The sequence below is a fragment of the Flavobacterium sp. DSR2-3-3 genome (assembly GCF_049896585.1).
Taxonomy (GTDB): Bacteria; Bacteroidota; Bacteroidia; order Flavobacteriales; family Flavobacteriaceae; genus Flavobacterium.
In genome coordinates this window covers 55,182-72,335 of record NZ_JAFCUP010000016.1, presented here as the reverse complement: position 1 = coordinate 72,335, position 17,154 = coordinate 55,182, and the positions used below count along the sequence as shown (strand labels likewise).

The 17,154-nt window shown below is 36.1% G+C and carries 15 protein-coding genes and 1 pseudogene; 3 read left to right on the top strand and 13 right to left on the bottom strand.

What is annotated here, in order from left to right; translation table 11 throughout:
- Nucleotides 1-185: 185 nt before the first annotated feature.
- The 13 genes and pseudogenes from groL to ACP7AQ_RS15480 all read right to left on the bottom strand — a co-directional run bounded on the left by groL (nt 186) and on the right by ACP7AQ_RS15480 (nt 12,227).
- Nucleotides 186-1,814: a chaperonin GroEL gene (groL, locus tag ACP7AQ_RS15540; protein ID WP_091202549.1), complete on the bottom strand. Its 1,629-nt coding sequence runs from the start codon at nt 1,812-1,814 to the stop codon at nt 186-188.
- A 136-nt stretch (nt 1,815-1,950) separates the two neighbouring features.
- Complete coding sequence (locus ACP7AQ_RS15535) at nt 1,951-2,226, bottom strand: co-chaperone GroES (protein WP_426064157.1); 276 nt, start codon at nt 2,224-2,226, stop codon at nt 1,951-1,953.
- A 135-nt stretch (nt 2,227-2,361) separates the two neighbouring features.
- Nucleotides 2,362-2,706 (bottom strand): preprotein translocase subunit SecG, encoded by a 345-nt coding sequence (gene secG, locus ACP7AQ_RS15530; RefSeq protein ID WP_426064156.1) that lies wholly within the window; start codon nt 2,704-2,706, stop codon nt 2,362-2,364.
- Between the two features lie 3 nt (nt 2,707-2,709).
- A complete protein-coding gene (locus ACP7AQ_RS15525; RefSeq protein WP_426064155.1) occupies nt 2,710-3,561 on the bottom strand; it encodes a tetratricopeptide repeat protein in 852 nt (283 codons plus the stop codon).
- 28 nt (nt 3,562-3,589) lie between these two features.
- Nucleotides 3,590-4,093, bottom strand: a complete 504-nt coding sequence (locus ACP7AQ_RS15520; RefSeq protein WP_091202539.1) for an LptE family protein — start codon at nt 4,091-4,093, stop codon at nt 3,590-3,592.
- Between the two features lie 99 nt (nt 4,094-4,192).
- Nucleotides 4,193-5,449 carry a sigma-54 interaction domain-containing protein gene (locus tag ACP7AQ_RS15515; protein ID WP_426064154.1) on the bottom strand — a complete coding sequence of 419 codons (1,257 nt, stop codon included), beginning with the start codon at nt 5,447-5,449 and terminating at the stop codon, nt 4,193-4,195.
- A gap of 56 nt (nt 5,450-5,505) precedes the next feature.
- Nucleotides 5,506-5,880 carry a GxxExxY protein gene (locus ACP7AQ_RS15510; RefSeq protein WP_426096103.1) on the bottom strand — a complete coding sequence of 125 codons (375 nt, stop codon included), beginning with the start codon at nt 5,878-5,880 and terminating at the stop codon, nt 5,506-5,508.
- Between the two features lie 86 nt (nt 5,881-5,966).
- Entirely contained in the window at nt 5,967-7,412 is a 1,446-nt protein-coding gene (miaB, locus tag ACP7AQ_RS15505; RefSeq protein ID WP_426096102.1) for a tRNA (N6-isopentenyl adenosine(37)-C2)-methylthiotransferase MiaB, read from the bottom strand.
- A gap of 373 nt (nt 7,413-7,785) precedes the next feature.
- The gene (locus ACP7AQ_RS15500) at nt 7,786-8,025 is read right to left on the bottom strand and encodes a hypothetical protein (protein ID WP_426096101.1); all 240 of its coding nucleotides are present in this window, start codon (nt 8,023-8,025) and stop codon (nt 7,786-7,788) included.
- Nucleotides 8,010-8,348: a hypothetical protein gene (locus tag ACP7AQ_RS15495; protein WP_426096100.1), complete on the bottom strand. Its 339-nt coding sequence runs from the start codon at nt 8,346-8,348 to the stop codon at nt 8,010-8,012. Before ACP7AQ_RS15495 ends, ACP7AQ_RS15500 begins: the two co-directional genes overlap by 16 nt.
- Before the next feature lie 23 nt (nt 8,349-8,371).
- On the bottom strand, nt 8,372-9,103 hold the full coding sequence (locus ACP7AQ_RS15490; RefSeq protein WP_426096099.1) for an MIP/aquaporin family protein: 732 nt from the start codon (nt 9,101-9,103) through the stop codon (nt 8,372-8,374).
- 60 nt (nt 9,104-9,163) lie between these two features.
- Nucleotides 9,164-10,619: pseudogene (gene glpK / locus ACP7AQ_RS15485) on the bottom strand (glycerol kinase GlpK).
- A 24-nt stretch (nt 10,620-10,643) separates the two neighbouring features.
- On the bottom strand, nt 10,644-12,227 hold the full coding sequence (locus ACP7AQ_RS15480; RefSeq protein ID WP_426096098.1) for an FAD-dependent oxidoreductase: 1,584 nt from the start codon (nt 12,225-12,227) through the stop codon (nt 10,644-10,646).
- Between the two features lie 144 nt (nt 12,228-12,371).
- On the opposite strand from ACP7AQ_RS15480, the gene ACP7AQ_RS15475 reads away from it, so the two are divergent.
- The 3 genes from ACP7AQ_RS15475 to ACP7AQ_RS15465 all read left to right on the top strand — a co-directional run bounded on the left by ACP7AQ_RS15475 (nt 12,372) and on the right by ACP7AQ_RS15465 (nt 17,059).
- Entirely contained in the window at nt 12,372-13,136 is a 765-nt protein-coding gene (locus ACP7AQ_RS15475) for a DeoR/GlpR family DNA-binding transcription regulator (protein ID WP_426064148.1), read from the top strand.
- 239 nt (nt 13,137-13,375) lie between these two features.
- The gene (gene topA / locus ACP7AQ_RS15470; RefSeq protein ID WP_426096097.1) at nt 13,376-15,904 is read left to right on the top strand and encodes a type I DNA topoisomerase; all 2,529 of its coding nucleotides are present in this window, start codon (nt 13,376-13,378) and stop codon (nt 15,902-15,904) included.
- Between the two features lie 3 nt (nt 15,905-15,907).
- Nucleotides 15,908-17,059, top strand: coding sequence for a formimidoylglutamase (locus tag ACP7AQ_RS15465; protein WP_426096096.1), 1,152 nt, complete (start codon nt 15,908-15,910; stop codon nt 17,057-17,059).
- Nucleotides 17,060-17,154: the final 95 nt, after the last annotated feature.

The window sequence follows — 17,154 nt, the reverse complement described above, 5'->3', positions numbered from 1 at the left end:
TAACAATTTGTAATTTAAAAGACATCGAGTAATCTTTTTGAGTTCGCTTCACATAGCGTGTTTCTTCATGTTTTTCCATTAGGATACTTTTTGTGTATCGTTATTTCAGGACCGGACAAATTCACAAAAAAAACCGTCCCGATTTATATCAGGACGGTTTTTTTAGGACTAGACTTGAATTGCTATTACATCATCCCTGGCATACCTCCACCCATCGGGTTTCCGCCACCATTATCTTCTTTGATATCAATCAAAGCACATTCAGTAGTCAATATCATTCCGGCAACCGAAGCTGCGTTTTCTAATGCTACACGCGTTACTTTTTTAGGATCAATAATTCCTGCTTTAAGCATGTCAACATATTCATCCGTTTTGGCGTTGTAACCAAAATCACCCGAACCTTCAGCAACTTTTGCAACAACAACTGAACCTTCAAGTCCTGCATTTTCAACAATAGTTCTTAATGGAGATTCTACTGCACGAGATACAATTTGAATTCCGGTTGCTTCATCAGCATTGTCAGCTTTAATAGCGCTAAGTGCGTTTTTAGCTCTCAATAAAGCAACACCACCACCAGCAACAATTCCTTCTTCAACAGCAGCACGAGTTGCGTGAAGTGCATCGTCAACTCTGTCTTTTTTCTCTTTCATTTCTACTTCAGAAGCAGCACCAACATAAAGTACAGCAACTCCGCCAGCTAATTTAGCCAAACGTTCTTGCAACTTTTCTTTGTCATAATCAGAAGTTGTAGCTTCCATTTGACCTTTAATCTGGTTTACACGATTTTTGATCATATCAGCTTCACCAGCTCCGCTTACAATCGTTGTATTGTCTTTGTCGATAGTCACTTTTTTAGCAGTTCCTAACATCTCGATAGTTGTATTCTCTAAAGTGTATCCTCTTTCTTCTGAAATTACAGTTCCTCCAGTTAAGATAGCGATATCTTCCAACATTGCTTTTCTTCTGTCTCCAAAACCAGGCGCTTTTACAGCAGCGATTTTCAGAGCTCCACGTAATTTATTTACCACCAATGTAGATAATGCTTCACCATCAACATCTTCAGCAATAATCAATAATGGTTTTCCAGATTGAGCAACTGGCTCCAAAACGGGTAATAATTCTTTTAAAGAAGATACTTTTTTGTCATACAAAAGGATGTAAGGATTTTCCAATTCTACTTCCATTTTTTCTGAATTAGTCACAAAATAAGGAGAAAGATATCCTCTGTCAAATTGCATCCCTTCCACAACATCAACATACGTATCTGTTCCTTTGGCTTCTTCGACCGTGATAACTCCTTCTTTTCCAACTTTTGCGAAAGCAGTAGCGATTAATTCACCAATTACTTCGTCGTTATTGGCTGAAATTGAAGCAATTTGTTTTATTTTTTCAGAATCACTTCCTACTACTTTTGCTTGTTTTGCTAAGTCAGCTACAATAGCTTCAACCGCTTTATCAATACCACGTTTCAAATCCATAGGATTTGCTCCCGCAGCAACGTTTTTCAAACCTTCTTTTACAATTGCTTGTGCCAAAACTGTTGCAGTTGTAGTTCCGTCTCCAGCTAAATCATTAGTTTTAGACGCTACTTCTTTCACCATTTGAGCGCCCATGTTTTCCAATGGATCTTTCAATTCAATTTCTTTTGCAACAGTAACACCATCTTTAGTAACAGTTGGTCCACCAAAAGCTTTTCCAATAATTACGTTACGACCTTTTGGTCCCAGCGTTACTTTTACTGCATTTGCTAATGCATCAACACCACGTTTTAATCCGTCACGTGCTTCAATATCAAATTTTATATCTTTTGCCATTTTTGTTGTCATTGCGAGGTACGAAGCAATCGCATCCTCATTGTTAATTTAATTTTTTTTAAGTTCCCTTCGCCATTTTCAGCAAAGCTCTCGAGTCAAGTTGTCTCGATACTTAATTTTTCAGATTGAATACTATTTAGATAATTGCTAAAATATCGTCTTCACGCATAATCAAATAATCTTTTCCTTCCAGTTTTAATTCAGTACCAGCGTATTTTCCGTAAAGGACAGAATCACCAACTATTACAGTCATGGTGTGGTCTTTTGTTCCGTTTCCAACAGCAACAACAGTTCCTTTTTGTGGTTTTTCTTTGGCTGTATCTGGAATAAAAATCCCTGAAGCAGTTTTGGTTTCAGCAGCAACGGGCTCGATAAGAACTCTGTCTGAAAGTGGTTTGATGTTTAAAGCCATAATTTTATATTTTATATTATTTATTTTAACTGCTGTAAAGATTTCAGAAATTATGCCATCCTAGTAACACTGACATAATTTCTTATAAAAAATGCCAGCTTTGACAGGCTGGCATTTAGAATACGTTGTAATGATTTATTTCGCTGGATTTGTTGCAGCAGGTGTATTTTGTGCAGGAGCAACTGGCGTGTTTGTTGTTGGTACGGAACTTCCTGTGTTTTCAATGATTTTCGAATCTGTATCACTTAATGTTCCTGTAAAGCTCAAGCTTGAAAGTAATATAAGTGCAATAAGTATAGTTGCTAATGTCCATGTGCTTTTGTCTAAAAAATCGGTGGTTTTTTGTACTCCACCTAACATTTGAGCACCACCTATTGTAGAGGATAATCCGCCACCTTTAGGGTTTTGAACCATGATAACTACGATTAATAGAAAACAAACGATAGTTATTAAAACTAAAAAAATTGAAAATGTGCTCATTGTTTAATTATTATTATGTTGTAAAATCTTAATATCCGATATGCGGTCTGCAAAGAAACTACTTTTTTCTGGATATTTCAAAATTAATATTTCATAAGCTTGAATCGCTTTTTGATATTTTTTTTGTTCCAAATAAACACGGGCTAAAGTCTCTGTCATCAACGAAGAATTGTCCACTGCATTTAGGTCGAAATTGACCGTGGAAGGCACACCATGTTTTACTGGAGAAATCTTCGGACTCTTTTCAATAAATTTGTCGATAAGTTCTGTTTTTTTCCTTTTGTCGGCATCTATAAGTGGAGCAGGTTTATTAGTTGGTTGCTCACTTTCTCTTTTGATAGGTTCCGTGCGCGAAAGCTGAAGCCATTCTTGGAAGGAATGTTGTTCTTTTTTGGAGAAATCCAACGGCGTACCAATGGCTAACTTTTCTTCAACTTTTGTTAAATGATCCTTCTTCGCGATTGGAGAAGCTTCCTTTATTGAAGTCAGGATAGATTGTTCTAACGTGGTTATTTTAAGTTCTGGTTTTTCTTCAGCAATAAGAATCTCGCTATCTATTACTTCGAGGTCTAGAATTTCGAGTGCTTTTCTATCATACAGACTTTTATGAATTGACGTAAACGTATCCGATGTGATGAAATCAAATAAAACCAATCTGTCCGTTGAATAGGCTGCCGTTATTTTTAAAGCAGCATTATATTTAAAACTATTTTGATTGTAAAGTCCTTTTAATTGAATAGCTCTGGCACTTTGAAAATAAGGAAACTGTTCCAATACTTTTTCTAAATCTTCCGTTTGCTTTTCATTGACAGCATCGGGTTTGTTAATCAAATAAGTATAATCGGTTACGTTCATTTTTAATGTTAAATAATTAAACTTTAATTTACCATTTAGCTAATGACTCATTAAAGATATCTTGTGTTATTCTTTCGAAAATATCTTTCAAAGCTGAGTTTAATGTAGCTCCTGTTAATTGTTGTTCTGCGGGATAATCATAGAAAAATGTGAATGGTTTTTCAAAATCATCTGCTTCTTTTTTCTTATTGGTAAAACGAACATTCACTCGAATCGTCAGACGGTTTTGAGCAGCTCGCTGATCCGCGGTTGCTGTCATTGGACTGATTCTATAATCTACAATTTCTCCTTCATACGTCAAATCAGCACCGTTTTTGACCAAGTTCAAATTGGTTTGGTTCAAAATCAAATCTTGAAGTTCTAATGTAAAGGTGCGGTCAATTCCGGGTTCAATTAGTTCCGCATTATTCTGAAAAAAGCCCACTTGAAATGTTTCGGCATCAATTTTACCGGTTCCTGTAAAGTTATAAACCGAGCAACTGTTGATACTCACTATTATTATCGAAAGAAGAATAAGTTTTATTTGTTTCATTTTCTATTTTAAAAATTGCTTCGCCAATGTGCTAAAACTCGTGTCAAATATATTCATTTTCAATCAACGCATATACGTCCTTGTGTCTTTGTTATAAAACTACAAATCAAATTGCTTAATTTTTCTGTATAATGTTCTTTCAGAAATGCCCAATTCATCCGCGGCAGCTTTTCGTTTTCCTTTGTTTTTTTCTAATGATTTTATAATCATTTCGATTTCTTTTTGTTCTAAACGCAAGGTTTCTTCTTCCTCGACAGTTTCTGCAAAAAGATAATTGTCGTCCTGTTCCTGATATAAATCCTCATTGTTTTGAGCCGCTATCAATGATGCTCTCGGTTCTTCTTCAAAATCTATTTCACTATCGCTTTCTTTTGAACCGTATATTTTTTTAATTAAATTTTGATTCGTCTCTTGTACTTTTGAACCTCCATTTTGAATCAGTTCCAGCGTTAATTTTTTCAAATCATTCAAATCACTTTTCATATCAAAAAGCACTTTGTACAAAATTTCCCTTTCGGTACTAAAATCACTTTCGCTTTTTTTGTCTTTAATTACAGAAGGTAAATTGCTTCCCTGCGCGGGCAAATAAGATTGTAATGTCACGGCAGATATATCTCTGTTGGTTTCCAAAACGGAGATTTGTTCCGCTACATTCCGCAATTGTCGGATGTTTCCGCTCCAACGAAATTTTTGCAGTAACTGAACCGCATTTTCGTCAAGTTTCAAAGGAGGCATTTTATATTTATGCGCAAAATCCGCAACGAATTTCCTAAACAATAAATGAATGTCATCTTTTCGGTCTCTCAAAGGCGGCAAAGTAATATCCACCGTACTCAAACGATAATATAAATCTTCACGGAATTTACCTTTTTCAATCGCATCAAATAAATTGACATTCGTAGCGGCTACAATTCGTACGTCTGTTTTTTGAACCTGAGAAGAACCTACTTTTATGAATTCACCATTTTCGAGAACACGTAATAAACGTACTTGAGTGGTTAACGGTAATTCACCAACTTCATCCAGAAAAATTGTTCCGCCGTCAGCCACTTCAAAATATCCTTCACGGGTTCCTGTTGCTCCGGTAAAAGCACCTTTTTCATGACCGAAGAGTTCACTGTCAATCGTTCCTTCTGGAATCGCACCACAGTTAACGGCAATATATTTTCCGTGCTTTCTATGCGAAAGCGAATGAATAATTCTGGGAATATTCTCTTTTCCAACTCCGCTTTCTCCCGCTACTAATACCGTAATGTCAGTAGGAGCTACCTGAATGGCTTTTTCTATCGCACGATTAAGTTTCGGATCATTTCCGATAATCTCAAATCGTTGTTTTATCGCTTGAACTGATTCCATATTTTATTTTTTTTGCCACAGATTAAAAAGATTCTCACAGATTTACTTAATTTTATTTACAAAACATATCTTTTATATTGTAAAGATTTATTTTGAAAATTAACTAATAATCCAACTTCTGAATCTGCTAATTTCAAATAATTTAAAATTTGTGCAATATGTTCATTGCAAAATTCTTTCACAGCTTTTATTTCTAATACAATATCTTCACATACAATAAAATCGGCGTTAAATTTACTACGCAAAATCTCACCTTTATAATTAATCGAAAATTCTTTTTCTCTTTTATAAGAAATATCGTTTAGCTTGAATTCTATTTCTAAAGCATCTTTGTAAACAATTTCTAATAATCCTGGGCCAAGAATTCTATGTACTTCCATACAAATTCCTATAATTTTATACGTTTCTTGCTCTCTGTATCCTTCTATCACAACGTTTTAATTTTTTGTAGCAGATTATAAAGATTAAAGAATTAAAAAGAAATCTGTGAAAATCTTTTTAATCTGTAGCTAATTTTTTAATTCATTTCACTCAAACCAACTGCTTCTCCTTTCAAAGTTCCGCTGGTGCAAGAAGTAATTCTCACATTTACAAAATTTCCAATTTTATAATCTTCTTTTGGAAAAACTACGGTAATACTTTGTGAATTCCTTCCAGAAAACTCTTCTGTTGATTTTTTTGAAACTTTTTCTACCAAAACCTCTACAGTTTGACCAATGAATTCTTCACTGCGGAGCCAAGCGTGCTTTTGTTGTAAATCGACAATTTCCTGTAATCTTCTGGCTTTAGTTTCGTCGGTAACATCATCTTCCATTTTTCTTCCTGCCAAAGTTCCCGGACGTTCTGAATACGAATACATATAACCAAAATTATATTTCACATACTCCATCAAACTCAAAGTGTCTTGATGATCGTCTTCGGTTTCTGTTGGGAAACCTGAAATCATATCCTGTGAAATTGAACCATTCGGAATAATAGTTCTGATTTTGTCAATCAAAGTCATGTATTCTTCACGCGTGTGCAATCGGTTCATTTCTTTTAGGATTCTATTACTTCCTGACTGAACCGGTAAATGAATGTGTTTGCAAATATTTTGGTGTTTTGCAATCACGTGCAAAATACTTTCGTGCATATCTTGTGGATTTGAAGTCGAAAATCGGATTCTCATTTTTGGGAAACCAACCGCTACCATTTCAAGTAATTGATCAAAATCAACTGCAGTAACTCTTTGCATTTCGGTTGCATTTTCAAAATCTTTTTTCAATCCGCCGCCGTACCATAAATAACTATCTACATTTTGTCCCAAAAGTGTAATTTCTTTAAACCCTTTATTCCACAAATCCTGAATTTCGGTCATGATACTCTGCGGTTCTCTACTTCGTTCTCTCCCTCGGGTAAAAGGTACCACGCAAAACGTGCACATATTATCACAACCACGGGTGATAGAAACCAAAGCCGTAATTCCGTTGCTCATCAATCGAACGGGCGAAATATCACCATAAGTTTCGTCTTTCGACAAAATCACGTTAATCGCATCGCGTCCTTCTTCCACTTCTTGCAAAAGGTTCGGTAAATCTTTATAGGCATCAGGACCCACAACTAGGTCTACAATTTTTTCTTCTTCAAGGAATTGACTTTTTAAACGCTCGGCCATGCAACCTAAAACGCCTACTTTCATTTTTGGATTGATGCGTTTCACCGCATTGTATTTTTCCAAGCGTTTGCGAATAGTTTGTTCCGCTTTATCCCGAATCGAACAAGTATTTACCAAAACTAAATCGGCCTCTTCCAGAATTTGCGTTGTATTGTATCCGTTTCCGGATAATATAGAAGCTACAATTTCGCTGTCTGAAAAATTCATTGCGCAACCGTAACTCTCAATAAAAAGTTTCTTTGTGTTCTCGGGTTTATTTTCTAAAACAAGACTTTCTCCTTGTTTGCTTTCTTCAATAATCTTTTCCATCCTATATTTTCAAAGTGCAAAGATAAGGGAATTCAAATAAATATGACAAGATGTCAGATTAAGAATTAACAATGTTTTGTGTTTTTATTTGGGGATAAAAAAAAGTTCTTTTATTTTTAAAAGAACTTTTTCGTTAACAAACAATATGCTTTTGAATTTGTTATCAAAACAATACTACACCCAATTGAATTCGGGCAATTTTAAGCGTTGGATTCCATATTGCTATTGCAGAAACGGGAACATTATAATGTAGAATCTGAATGTTTTTGTAAATCCGGATTCCAGTATTTACGATATCAAAATTACTGTTTGGGTCATTTGTATACAAATGGGAGGTACCATTTAAGGCAAATCTGGCTCCTAAATAAGCCTCTTAAATGATTTTTTGATTTTTCAACAGTGGATAGCCTAATTCTACATAGGTTGAATACCTATTTTTATAATCGAGGTTGTCCAGCAATTCAAGATCATTGCCATAAAACAGAAAATCAGCTTCTATACGCAAAGGAAATTGGTAGGATGTTCTTAAATCAAGAATGTGCGTGGTTGACTTTCGATCATAATTAAAAACAGCTGAATTTTCAATATTTGTAGCATTCAATAGGTCCCACAAAGCAATTGAAAAACCATTATTTTGGTATTGAATGTAGTAATTAATTTCTTTGTACCCCTGTCAAACTCCTTTCCGCCCCAAACATCAACGGTAAGATTTTGTTTTTTATCTAAAGCATAATGAATGTTAACCATGGCAGTCGTGCTTGCATTGATGACTAGTCCCCTCCATAGGTGGCTCGTTTTTAATACTACATCAAAATTTATTAGGTTTGGTTTTTTGCTTTTTGTAGCTGTTGGAATACTGTCAGAAATACTTATTTCTCGGGCGTATCTAGCCAGCGCTATAATAGAAATTATAGTGGGGAAAAATAATTTTCGCATGATTATACTTGTAAATAAAAAGGTTAGAGCAGCACCACATAAAGGGCTGCGGCCAAACAGGATCCTATTATTGGACCAATAAGAGGGACCCAGGAATAGCTCCAATCGCTACTTCCTTTTATTGGTAAAATAGCGTGCATGATTCGAGGGCCCAAATCTCTTGCAGGATTTATAGCGAATCCTGTGGTACCTCCCAATGACAATCCAATAGCCCAAACTAAAATAGCTACTGGTAGAGCACCAACAGTCCCAAGTCCAATTGTAGCACTAGTATCAGAACTCATTACAAGCTCTGGACCTGCGATATAAAATATTACAAAAATCAAGACAAAAGTAGCGATGATTTCACTCATCAAATTGGAAGAGTAATTCCGAATCGCGGGTACTGTGCAAAAGCAGGAAAGTTTATCGCTTTCGCCCTCTGTAGCAGAAAAATGATCTCTATGAGAAAGCCATACCAAAAGCGCACCTAACATACCTCCAATCATTTGAGCCAGTATGTAAGAAGCAACTTGAGACCATGCAAATTTCCCTATGAGCGCCAGACCTAAAGTGATAATTGGATTTAAATGTGCGCCACTAATCGGGCCTGCGACGGCAACGCCTACAAAAACGGCAAAGCCCCATCCTGTACTAATGACAATCCAACCGGAATTATTTCCTTTGGTTCCTTTAAGAACGACATTCGCAACGACACCGTTACCTAATAAAGTCATAAGCATCGTCCCTAAAATTTCTGCTGTAAATGGAGTCATAATTTTTGGTTTTAGTGATTAATCTTCTGTCAAGTTTCCAGCTCGGCCTACAGCTTTATCTCAGTTTTTAACCAATTCAGTGACAGTCTCGCTTGGCATTTCGGGTAAAAATTCACGGTCTGTTGTCCATTGTTTTTGTAATTCATCTACGCTGTCCCAATATCCGATAGCTAAACCGGCTAAATAAGCGGTTCCCAAGGCTGTTGTTTCTAATGTCTTCGGACGTATCACTTTAAAATCAAAAATATCCGATTGAAATTGCATCAATAAATTATTGGCAACCGCTCCGCCATCTACTCTTAATTCTGTTCCCTTTTTTTCGAAATCAGCTTCCATGGCTTTTACTAAATCATAAACTTGACAGGCTATTCCTTCGAGAGTTGCTCTCGCAATGTGTGCGTTTGTGGTTCCTCGAGTTATCCCAATTATGGCTCCTCGAGCATATTGGTCTTAGTAAGGAGCTCCCAAACCTGTTAGTGCGGGAACAAAATAGACACCCCCCGTTGTCCGGAACACTGGCTGCTAATTCTTCAATTTCATGGGCAGCGTCAGTCATTATAGCACCATCTCTCAGCCATTGTACGGCCGCACCACCAACAAAAACAATACCTTCTAAGGCATAGGTTGTTTTTCCGTTAATTTTCCAGGCTATCGTTGTTAATAAATTGTTTTTAGAATAAACGGGCTTTTCGCCAGTATTCATCAACATAAAACAACCGGTTCCATGCGTGTTTTTTACCATTCCAGGTTCGATCCATAGTTGACCAAAAAGGGCTGCTTGCTGCTCTCCGGCAACTCCGGCTATAGGAATTTTTGTAGAAAATAGCGTAGTTGAGGTCACTCCATACACCTCGCTACTTTGTTTTATTTCGGGCAATATCGATTGCGGGATATCGAATAAATTTAATAGTTCCTGGTCCCATTCAAGAGTATGAGTGTTTAACATCATGGTACGACTTGCATTAGAAACATCAGTCATAAACATTTTACCTCGGGTCAGTTTCCAAATAAGCCAAGTGTCGACCGTTCCAAAACATAATTTTCCTTGTTCTGCTTTTTCACGTGCTCCTTCCACATTGTCCAAAATCCATTTTAATTTTGTGGCAGAAAAATAGGCGTCTAAAACCAATCCTGTTTTTTCTTTAATTATATCCCCGTGGCCTTGAGCTTTCAATGTGTCGCAATATTTTGCAGTTCTTCTATCTTGCCAAGCGATGGCATTATAAATTGGTTTACTAGTTTCTCTATCCCAAACAATTGTGGTTTCTCTTTGATTGGTGATGCCAATGGCGGCGATTTCTTTTCCTGAGATTCCCACTTTAGCAATAACTTCGGCGGTTACGCTCATTTGTGAGGACCAAATTTCGTTTGGATCGTGTTCTACCCATCCTGGTTTAGGGGAAATTTGTTCAAAGGATTTTTGCAAAACGTTGACAATTTCTCCATCGTGGTTAAAGACAATTGCCCTTAATGAAGAAGTCCCTTGGTCAAGGGCAAGAATTAGTTTATTTTTCATTTTTGGCGTTTTTAGGTTAATAGATTATTTTACATAAAATTCGGTCAAAAGAAAACCGTTGGCTAGAGCTCTAAATTCATCCGTTTGAGTTTCAGCCCACGTGTTATCATATCCTAATTCTGTCGCTAATAATTGGGCGACTTTTTTAGAAGAATCAATGGCTGCTCGGGCGTCTAAAACAAAAAGACGTACGCGTCTGGCTAATACGTCCTCTATTGTTCTGGCCATTTCGAAACGAATAGCCCATGCTACTTCAGCCATTGTGTACTCATAATTGGGATGTAGCTTTTCTTTTAAAAAAGGCTCGTCTTCCTGTAATTTCAATATTTTTGGAATGTCAGTTCCATAAATGTATAAATGATTTTCGCGGTCAGTTTCTGAGGTTGCTATATTTCCATGAATGGCAATATGTTCCGTTTTACATCCGTTTTTAGGTAGATTATGGACTTTGATCGCTTTGACAACAACGTCCTCAGCAATTTTTCGGTTCGTTGTCCATTTTCCTCCAGTGATTGTGATTAATCCAGTATCCGAAACAATTATTTTATGGCTTCTTGAAACTTTTTTGGTCCGTTGTCCTTTTTTTTCTGGCGCTGCCAATGGTCTTAATCCTGCAAAGACAGATAAAACATCCGCTCTGGTTGGTTTCTTTTCTAAAAATCTTTGGGCAGTTTCTAAAACGAAATCAATTTCATGTTCCAAGGCAATTGGTTCCAGACTTGATTTTTTCACCAAAGTATCGGTGGTTCCTACCACAATTTTATTATGCCACGGTACCGCAAATAAAACGCGCCCGTCACTTGTTTTTGGAATCATTAAAGCGTTTTGACTTAGTAAGAAAGATTTGTCAAAAACCAGGTGAATTCCTTGGCTTTGAACAAAATATTTTTTGTATTCCAAATCGTTCACCTTCATGATTGAATTCGTGAAAACCCCAGTAGCGTTAATAACCGCAGTTCCGGTCAGTTTATATTTAATACCGGTTTCTTTATCTTCAAATGCTACTCCTGTAACTTGATTTATATCATCTTTTAATAAATTAATCACTTTCGAATAGTTCAAAAGCGTGGCTCCTTTTTCAACGGCTGTTTGTGCAATGTTGATCGCCAAACGCGAATCATCAAACTGGCCGTCTTGATATACAACGCCGCTAACCAATCCTTTTTGTGTAATGGTTGGAAGCAATTCTATTGTTTTTTTTCTGGAAATATATCTAGAGGCGCCTAAACTTAATCTTCCGGCTAACATATCGTAGATGGTTAATCCTACGGCGTAGAAATATCCACCCCACCAATTGTAATTTGGAATCACAAAGGATTGGTTTTTTACCAAGTGACTGGCGTTTTGAGCAATTACACCTCTTTCTTTTAGGGCTTCACGTACCAAAGCAATATCTCCTTGTTCTAAATACCGAACCCCGCCATGAACTAACTTTGTGCTTCGACTGGAGGTTCCTTTTGCAAAATCAATTGATTCTAACAACATGGTTTTAAAACCTCTGCTAGCTGCGTCTAACGCTATTCCTAATCCGTTAGCGCCGCCGCCAATTATGATTGCATCCCAATTTTTGGTGTTCGTAAGTTGGGCTATTTGTTCCGATCTTTTCATTTTATTGTTTTTATTTCGCAATACAATATTTCGTTTTACAAAAATAACGAAATGATTCGAAACAAAGTGAAGCTGTTCAAAGTAAATAGTTTTTTTTTTATTTCTAAAAGAATACCTATCTTTATTTGAATTTTAAACAGTAATATGGCTATAATTAATATCAGACAGGGACTAATAATTCAAGAATTAAATCAAAAGGGGTATGTCAATGTAGTGGAACTTTGTGAAACTCACAAGGTTTCATCCGTAACCATACGAAAGGACTTGAGTTTTTTAGAAAACAAAAATCTGTTGCATCGTACTCATGGAGGTGCAAGTAAACAACCCATTTATGCGTTCGAAAGAAATGTAAGTGATAAAGAATTGCTTCAGGTAGAACAAAAAATGCTTATTGCAAAAGCGGCTTTAAGTTATATTAGCAACAATGATTATATTATTATGGGCTCCGGGACTACTATACATAATTTATCCAAAATGATGGGAGGGTTTCAAAAATTGACCGTGCTAACTCCTTCGCTGAAAGTTTCTTTAGAACTTTGCAAACATTCAGAAATTGACACCATTCAATTGGGTGGAGATATTAGAAAAGCATCAACTTCAGTTGTGGGTGCTATTGCAGAAGGGATTTTAAGTCAATTTTCCTGTAATAAATTATTTATAGGCACGGATGGGCTTCATTTAGAGTTTGGGTTAAGTACTTCAAATGCGATGGAGGCCCATTTAAATCAAGCGATGATTGATGTTGCCGAAAAAGTTATCGTGTTGGCAGATTCGACTAAAATGAATGTCAGAGGATTTGGGAAAATTTGCAATTTAGAAAAAATTGATGTTTTGATTACGGACTCTGGTATCGACATCGAAACTAAAACGAAACTGGAAGATCTGGGTTTAAATGTTGTCGTGGTATAAGAAGAACGAATTTGAAGGAGGATTTATTTAATTTAAGTATTTAATTAGAAGGATGCTTTAATAAATATTGCGTCAAAAACTTTTTATTTTGGATCAAATAAAATTGTTTGATTTGTTTTTAAATCAAAGAATTCAAATCATTCAGAACCTGTAATTCATCGAGAAAATTTACTTTTCAAATTTAAAAAACTCAAAATTTAAAAAAATCTTATACTTTTGCCGACATAAACAATCGGAATATGGCAAAGAATTTAGTTATAGTGGAATCACCTGCAAAGGCAAAAACAATCGAGAAATTTCTAGGAAGTGATTTCCAAGTGGAGTCAAGTTACGGGCATATTGCCGACTTGCCATCTAAAGAAATTGGTGTAGATGTAGAAAATGGTTTCAAACCTAAATATGAAGTTTCAGCCGATAAAAAAGCATTGGTCACCAAATTAAAAGGGTTGGCAAAAAAAGCTGAAATGGTTTGGTTAGCGAGTGATGAGGATCGTGAGGGTGAGGCTATTTCTTGGCATTTAGCCGAAGAATTAAAATTAGACAAAACCAAAACTAAGCGGATTGTTTTTCACGAAATTACTAAAACAGCGATTTTAAAAGCGATTGATAATCCAAGAGAAATCGATTATAATTTAGTCAATGCACAACAAGCACGTCGTGTTTTGGACCGATTAGTTGGTTATGAATTGTCACCAGTACTTTGGAGAAAAATAAAAGGAGGACTTTCTGCGGGTCGTGTACAATCAGTATCCGTTCGTTTGGTTGTAGAGCGCGAAAGAGAAATTCAAAACTTTAATGCAACTGCATCGTATTCTGTTGTAGCTGAATTCACTAACGAATCCGGAAAAACATTCAAAGCCAAACTTCCCAAAAATTTCAATACTAAAAAAGAAGCCGAAGATTTTTTAAATAAAAATATAGGTTCTACATATAAGGTAGCCGATTTAGAAACGAAGCCTACCAAAAAATCACCAACTGGTCCATTTACAACGTCAACTTTGCAACAAGAAGCCGCACGTAAATTGTATTTGCCTGTTGGGATTACGATGCAATTAGCACAACGGTTGTACGAAGCCGGACTTATTACGTACATGAGAACGGATAGTGTGAACTTATCCAAAGATGCGATGGAAGCTGCTCAGGCTGAAATTATCAAATCCTATGGGAAAGAGTTTTCTAAACCTCGAACTTTTGTCAATAAAAGCAAAGGAGCACAGGAAGCACATGAGGCGATTCGTCCTACGGACATGTCGCGTCATACGGTAGATATCGACAGAGATCAAGCGCGTTTGTATGATTTGATTTGGAAGAGAACGTTGGCTTCGCAAATGAGTGATGCACAATTAGAACGTACTAACGTGAAAATTGAAGCGAACAATCACGGTGAAATTTTTACTGCATCAGGTGAAGTATTGCTTTTTGAAGGTTTCTTAAAAGTATACTTGGAAGGTCATGATGACGATGAAGAAGAGCAGGAAGGCATGTTGCCGGCGATGAAAGTCAATGAAAAATTAGGAAACAATTACATTACAGCGACAGAAAGATATTCTCGTGCAGCTGCAAGATATACGGAGGCTTCTTTGGTAAAAAAATTAGAAGAACTTGGGATTGGTCGTCCTTCTACTTACGCACCGACGATTTCTACGATTATCAACAGAAATTATGTCGAGAAAGGAAATCTTGACGGTCAGGAACGTAATTATACGCAGCTGACATTGCAATCCGGGAAACTAGGAGAGAAGTTGCTAAAAGAAAATACAGGTTCTGATAAAGGAAAATTAGTGCCTACAGATATTGGAACGATTGTTACTGATTTCTTGGTAAAGAATTTCGGAAACATTTTAGATTATAATTTCACTGCAAAAGTGGAACAGGATTTCGATGAAATTGCCGAAGGAAATATTGAATGGACAAAAATGATGCAGGAGTTTTACGATACATTTCACCCAACAGTGAAAGATGTAGAGGCGAATGCTGAAAGAGAAAGCGGTGAACGAATTCTGGGAACAGATCCAAAAACCGGTAAGCCAGTTTCGGTGCGTTTGGGGAAATTTGGACCAATGGCTCAAATTGGAGCTGCAGATGATGAAGAGAAAAAATTCGCCAGTTTAATGACGGATCAAAATATTGGAAATATCACTTTAGAGGAAACGTTGAATTTGTTTTTGTTGCCAAAAAATTTGGGTGAATATAAAGGAGAAGAAGTTGAGGTAAGTAATGGACGTTATGGTCCTTATATTCGTCATGGTGCGGCTTTCGTTTCTTTGCCCAAAGGCGAAAATCCATTAGACGTAGACTTTGAAAGAGCCCAAGAATTAATCGATGAAAAAGCTCTGGCTGATGCGCCAATAGCAGTTTACAAAGGCGAAGGCGTTCAAAAAGGAACGGGTCGTTTTGGTCCTTTTATCAAATGGGACGGCTTATTTATAAATGTGAGTAAGAAATACAATTTTGATAATCTGTCTCAATCGGATATTGAAGCATTGATTGAGGATAAATTGCAAAAGAATATTGATAAAGTTTTGCACAACTGGGAGGACGAAGGGATTCTAGTCGAAAAAGCCCGTTGGGGACGCTCGGTTATTACCAAAGGGAAAATCAAAATCGAATTAAGCAAAGATGTTGATGCTACTAAATTGTCATTGGCAGAAGTTCAGGAAATGATTGCCAAGAAAACGCCGGCCAAAAAAGTAGCCGCTAAAAAAGCACCTGCAAAAAAAGCAGTAGCAAAGAAACCAGCAGTTAAGAAACCCGTAGCAAAAAAGTAAAGAATGGAATTTGATTTTCTGAAACCCGTAGACGATGAAATCCTAGAGTTTATAAACGGATTGACTTCGCAGCAACTGGGAAGTAAAATAGTTTTGCATACCAATGAACAATTCCCTGATTTAAACAAAATTAAAATTGCTGTAATAGGCGTTTTAGAAAATCGAGGAGATAAAAAAGCGGTGTCGGATGTTGATTTAATGCCGCTCAGAAAAGAGTTGTATGGTTTGTTTCCCGGTAATTGGGATGCTTCTATCGCAGATTTGGGCGATATTCTCGCTGGAAATTCAGCTGCGGACACTTATTTTGCAGTGAAAAAAGTTGTCGCAGGATTAATCAAGAAAAAAATAATACCAATTGTAATCGGTGGTTCTCAAGATATAACTTATGCGCTTTATAGAGCCTATGATGATTTGGAGCAAATGGTAAATTTAGTTTCTATCGACAGCAAATTTGATTTTGGTAAAGATGAAGAGGAACTTTCTGCTGCTTCTTATTTGACAAAAATAATTGTGGACGAACCCAATAATCTTTTTAACTATTGTAACATAGGCTATCAGACTTATTTTAATTCGCAGGAAGAAATAGATTTGATAGAAAAATTATTTTTTGACAGCTATAGGTTGGGAGAAGTTTTTAATAACATTGCTATTTCAGAGCCAGTTTTCAGAGATGCTGATATAGTTAGTATCGATCTGACTTCTGTTAAATCTTCTGATTCCGGAAATTTTATTTCGTTTCAACCAAATGGTTTTAATGGAAAAGAGATTTGCTCTTTGTCTAGATACGCTGGAATAAGTGATAAAGTTTCTTCATTTGGGATATTCAATCACAATAATTCGAAACAAGAATCGGTACTGATTGCACAGGTAATTTGGTATTTTATTGAAGGTTTTCATTATCGTTCCAATGAGTATCCTTTCGGAAGTAAAGAAAACTATTTAAAATACATTGTTCCATTGGAGGAAGAGGAACTTGTTTTCTATAAAAGTGACAAAACGGATCGTTGGTGGATAGAAATTCCATTTATTTCAAATGTTAATAATAAATTAAAAAGAAACACGTTATTACCATGTTCTTATGACGAATATTTAATGGCATGCAATCAAGAATTACCTGAAAGGTGGTGGAAAGCACAGCGTAAAAATATTGTATAAACATTTGAAGTAGGTTTACAATTCAATGTTTAAAAAAGGTTTGAAAATTAATGTGTTTTATAATAGGTTTATCTTTATGAAATACACAAAAAATT

Bases quoted from the DNA above. Each gene is read 5' to 3' on its own strand.
- groL (WP_091202549.1), bottom strand. From the start codon at position 1,814: ATGGCAAAAGATATAAAATTTGATATTGAAGCACGTGACGGATTAAAA.
- ACP7AQ_RS15535 (WP_426064157.1), bottom strand. From the start codon at position 2,226: ATGGCTTTAAACATCAAACCACTTTCAGACAGAGTTCTTATCGAGCCC.
- secG (WP_426064156.1), bottom strand. From the start codon at position 2,706: ATGAGCACATTTTCAATTTTTTTAGTTTTAATAACTATCGTTTGTTTT.
- ACP7AQ_RS15525 (WP_426064155.1), bottom strand. From the start codon at position 3,561: ATGAACGTAACCGATTATACTTATTTGATTAACAAACCCGATGCTGTC.
- ACP7AQ_RS15520 (WP_091202539.1), bottom strand. From the start codon at position 4,093: ATGAAACAAATAAAACTTATTCTTCTTTCGATAATAATAGTGAGTATC.
- ACP7AQ_RS15515 (WP_426064154.1), bottom strand. From the start codon at position 5,449: ATGGAATCAGTTCAAGCGATAAAACAACGATTTGAGATTATCGGAAAT.
- miaB (WP_426096102.1), bottom strand. From the start codon at position 7,412: ATGGAAAAGATTATTGAAGAAAGCAAACAAGGAGAAAGTCTTGTTTTA.
- ACP7AQ_RS15495 (WP_426096100.1), bottom strand. From the start codon at position 8,348: ATGCGAAAATTATTTTTCCCCACTATAATTTCTATTATAGCGCTGGCT.
- ACP7AQ_RS15490 (WP_426096099.1), bottom strand. From the start codon at position 9,103: ATGACTCCATTTACAGCAGAAATTTTAGGGACGATGCTTATGACTTTA.
- ACP7AQ_RS15480 (WP_426096098.1), bottom strand. From the start codon at position 12,227: ATGAAAAGATCGGAACAAATAGCCCAACTTACGAACACCAAAAATTGG.
- ACP7AQ_RS15475 (WP_426064148.1), top strand. From the start codon at position 12,372: ATGGCTATAATTAATATCAGACAGGGACTAATAATTCAAGAATTAAAT.
- topA (WP_426096097.1), top strand. From the start codon at position 13,376: ATGGCAAAGAATTTAGTTATAGTGGAATCACCTGCAAAGGCAAAAACA.
- ACP7AQ_RS15465 (WP_426096096.1), top strand. From the start codon at position 15,908: ATGGAATTTGATTTTCTGAAACCCGTAGACGATGAAATCCTAGAGTTT.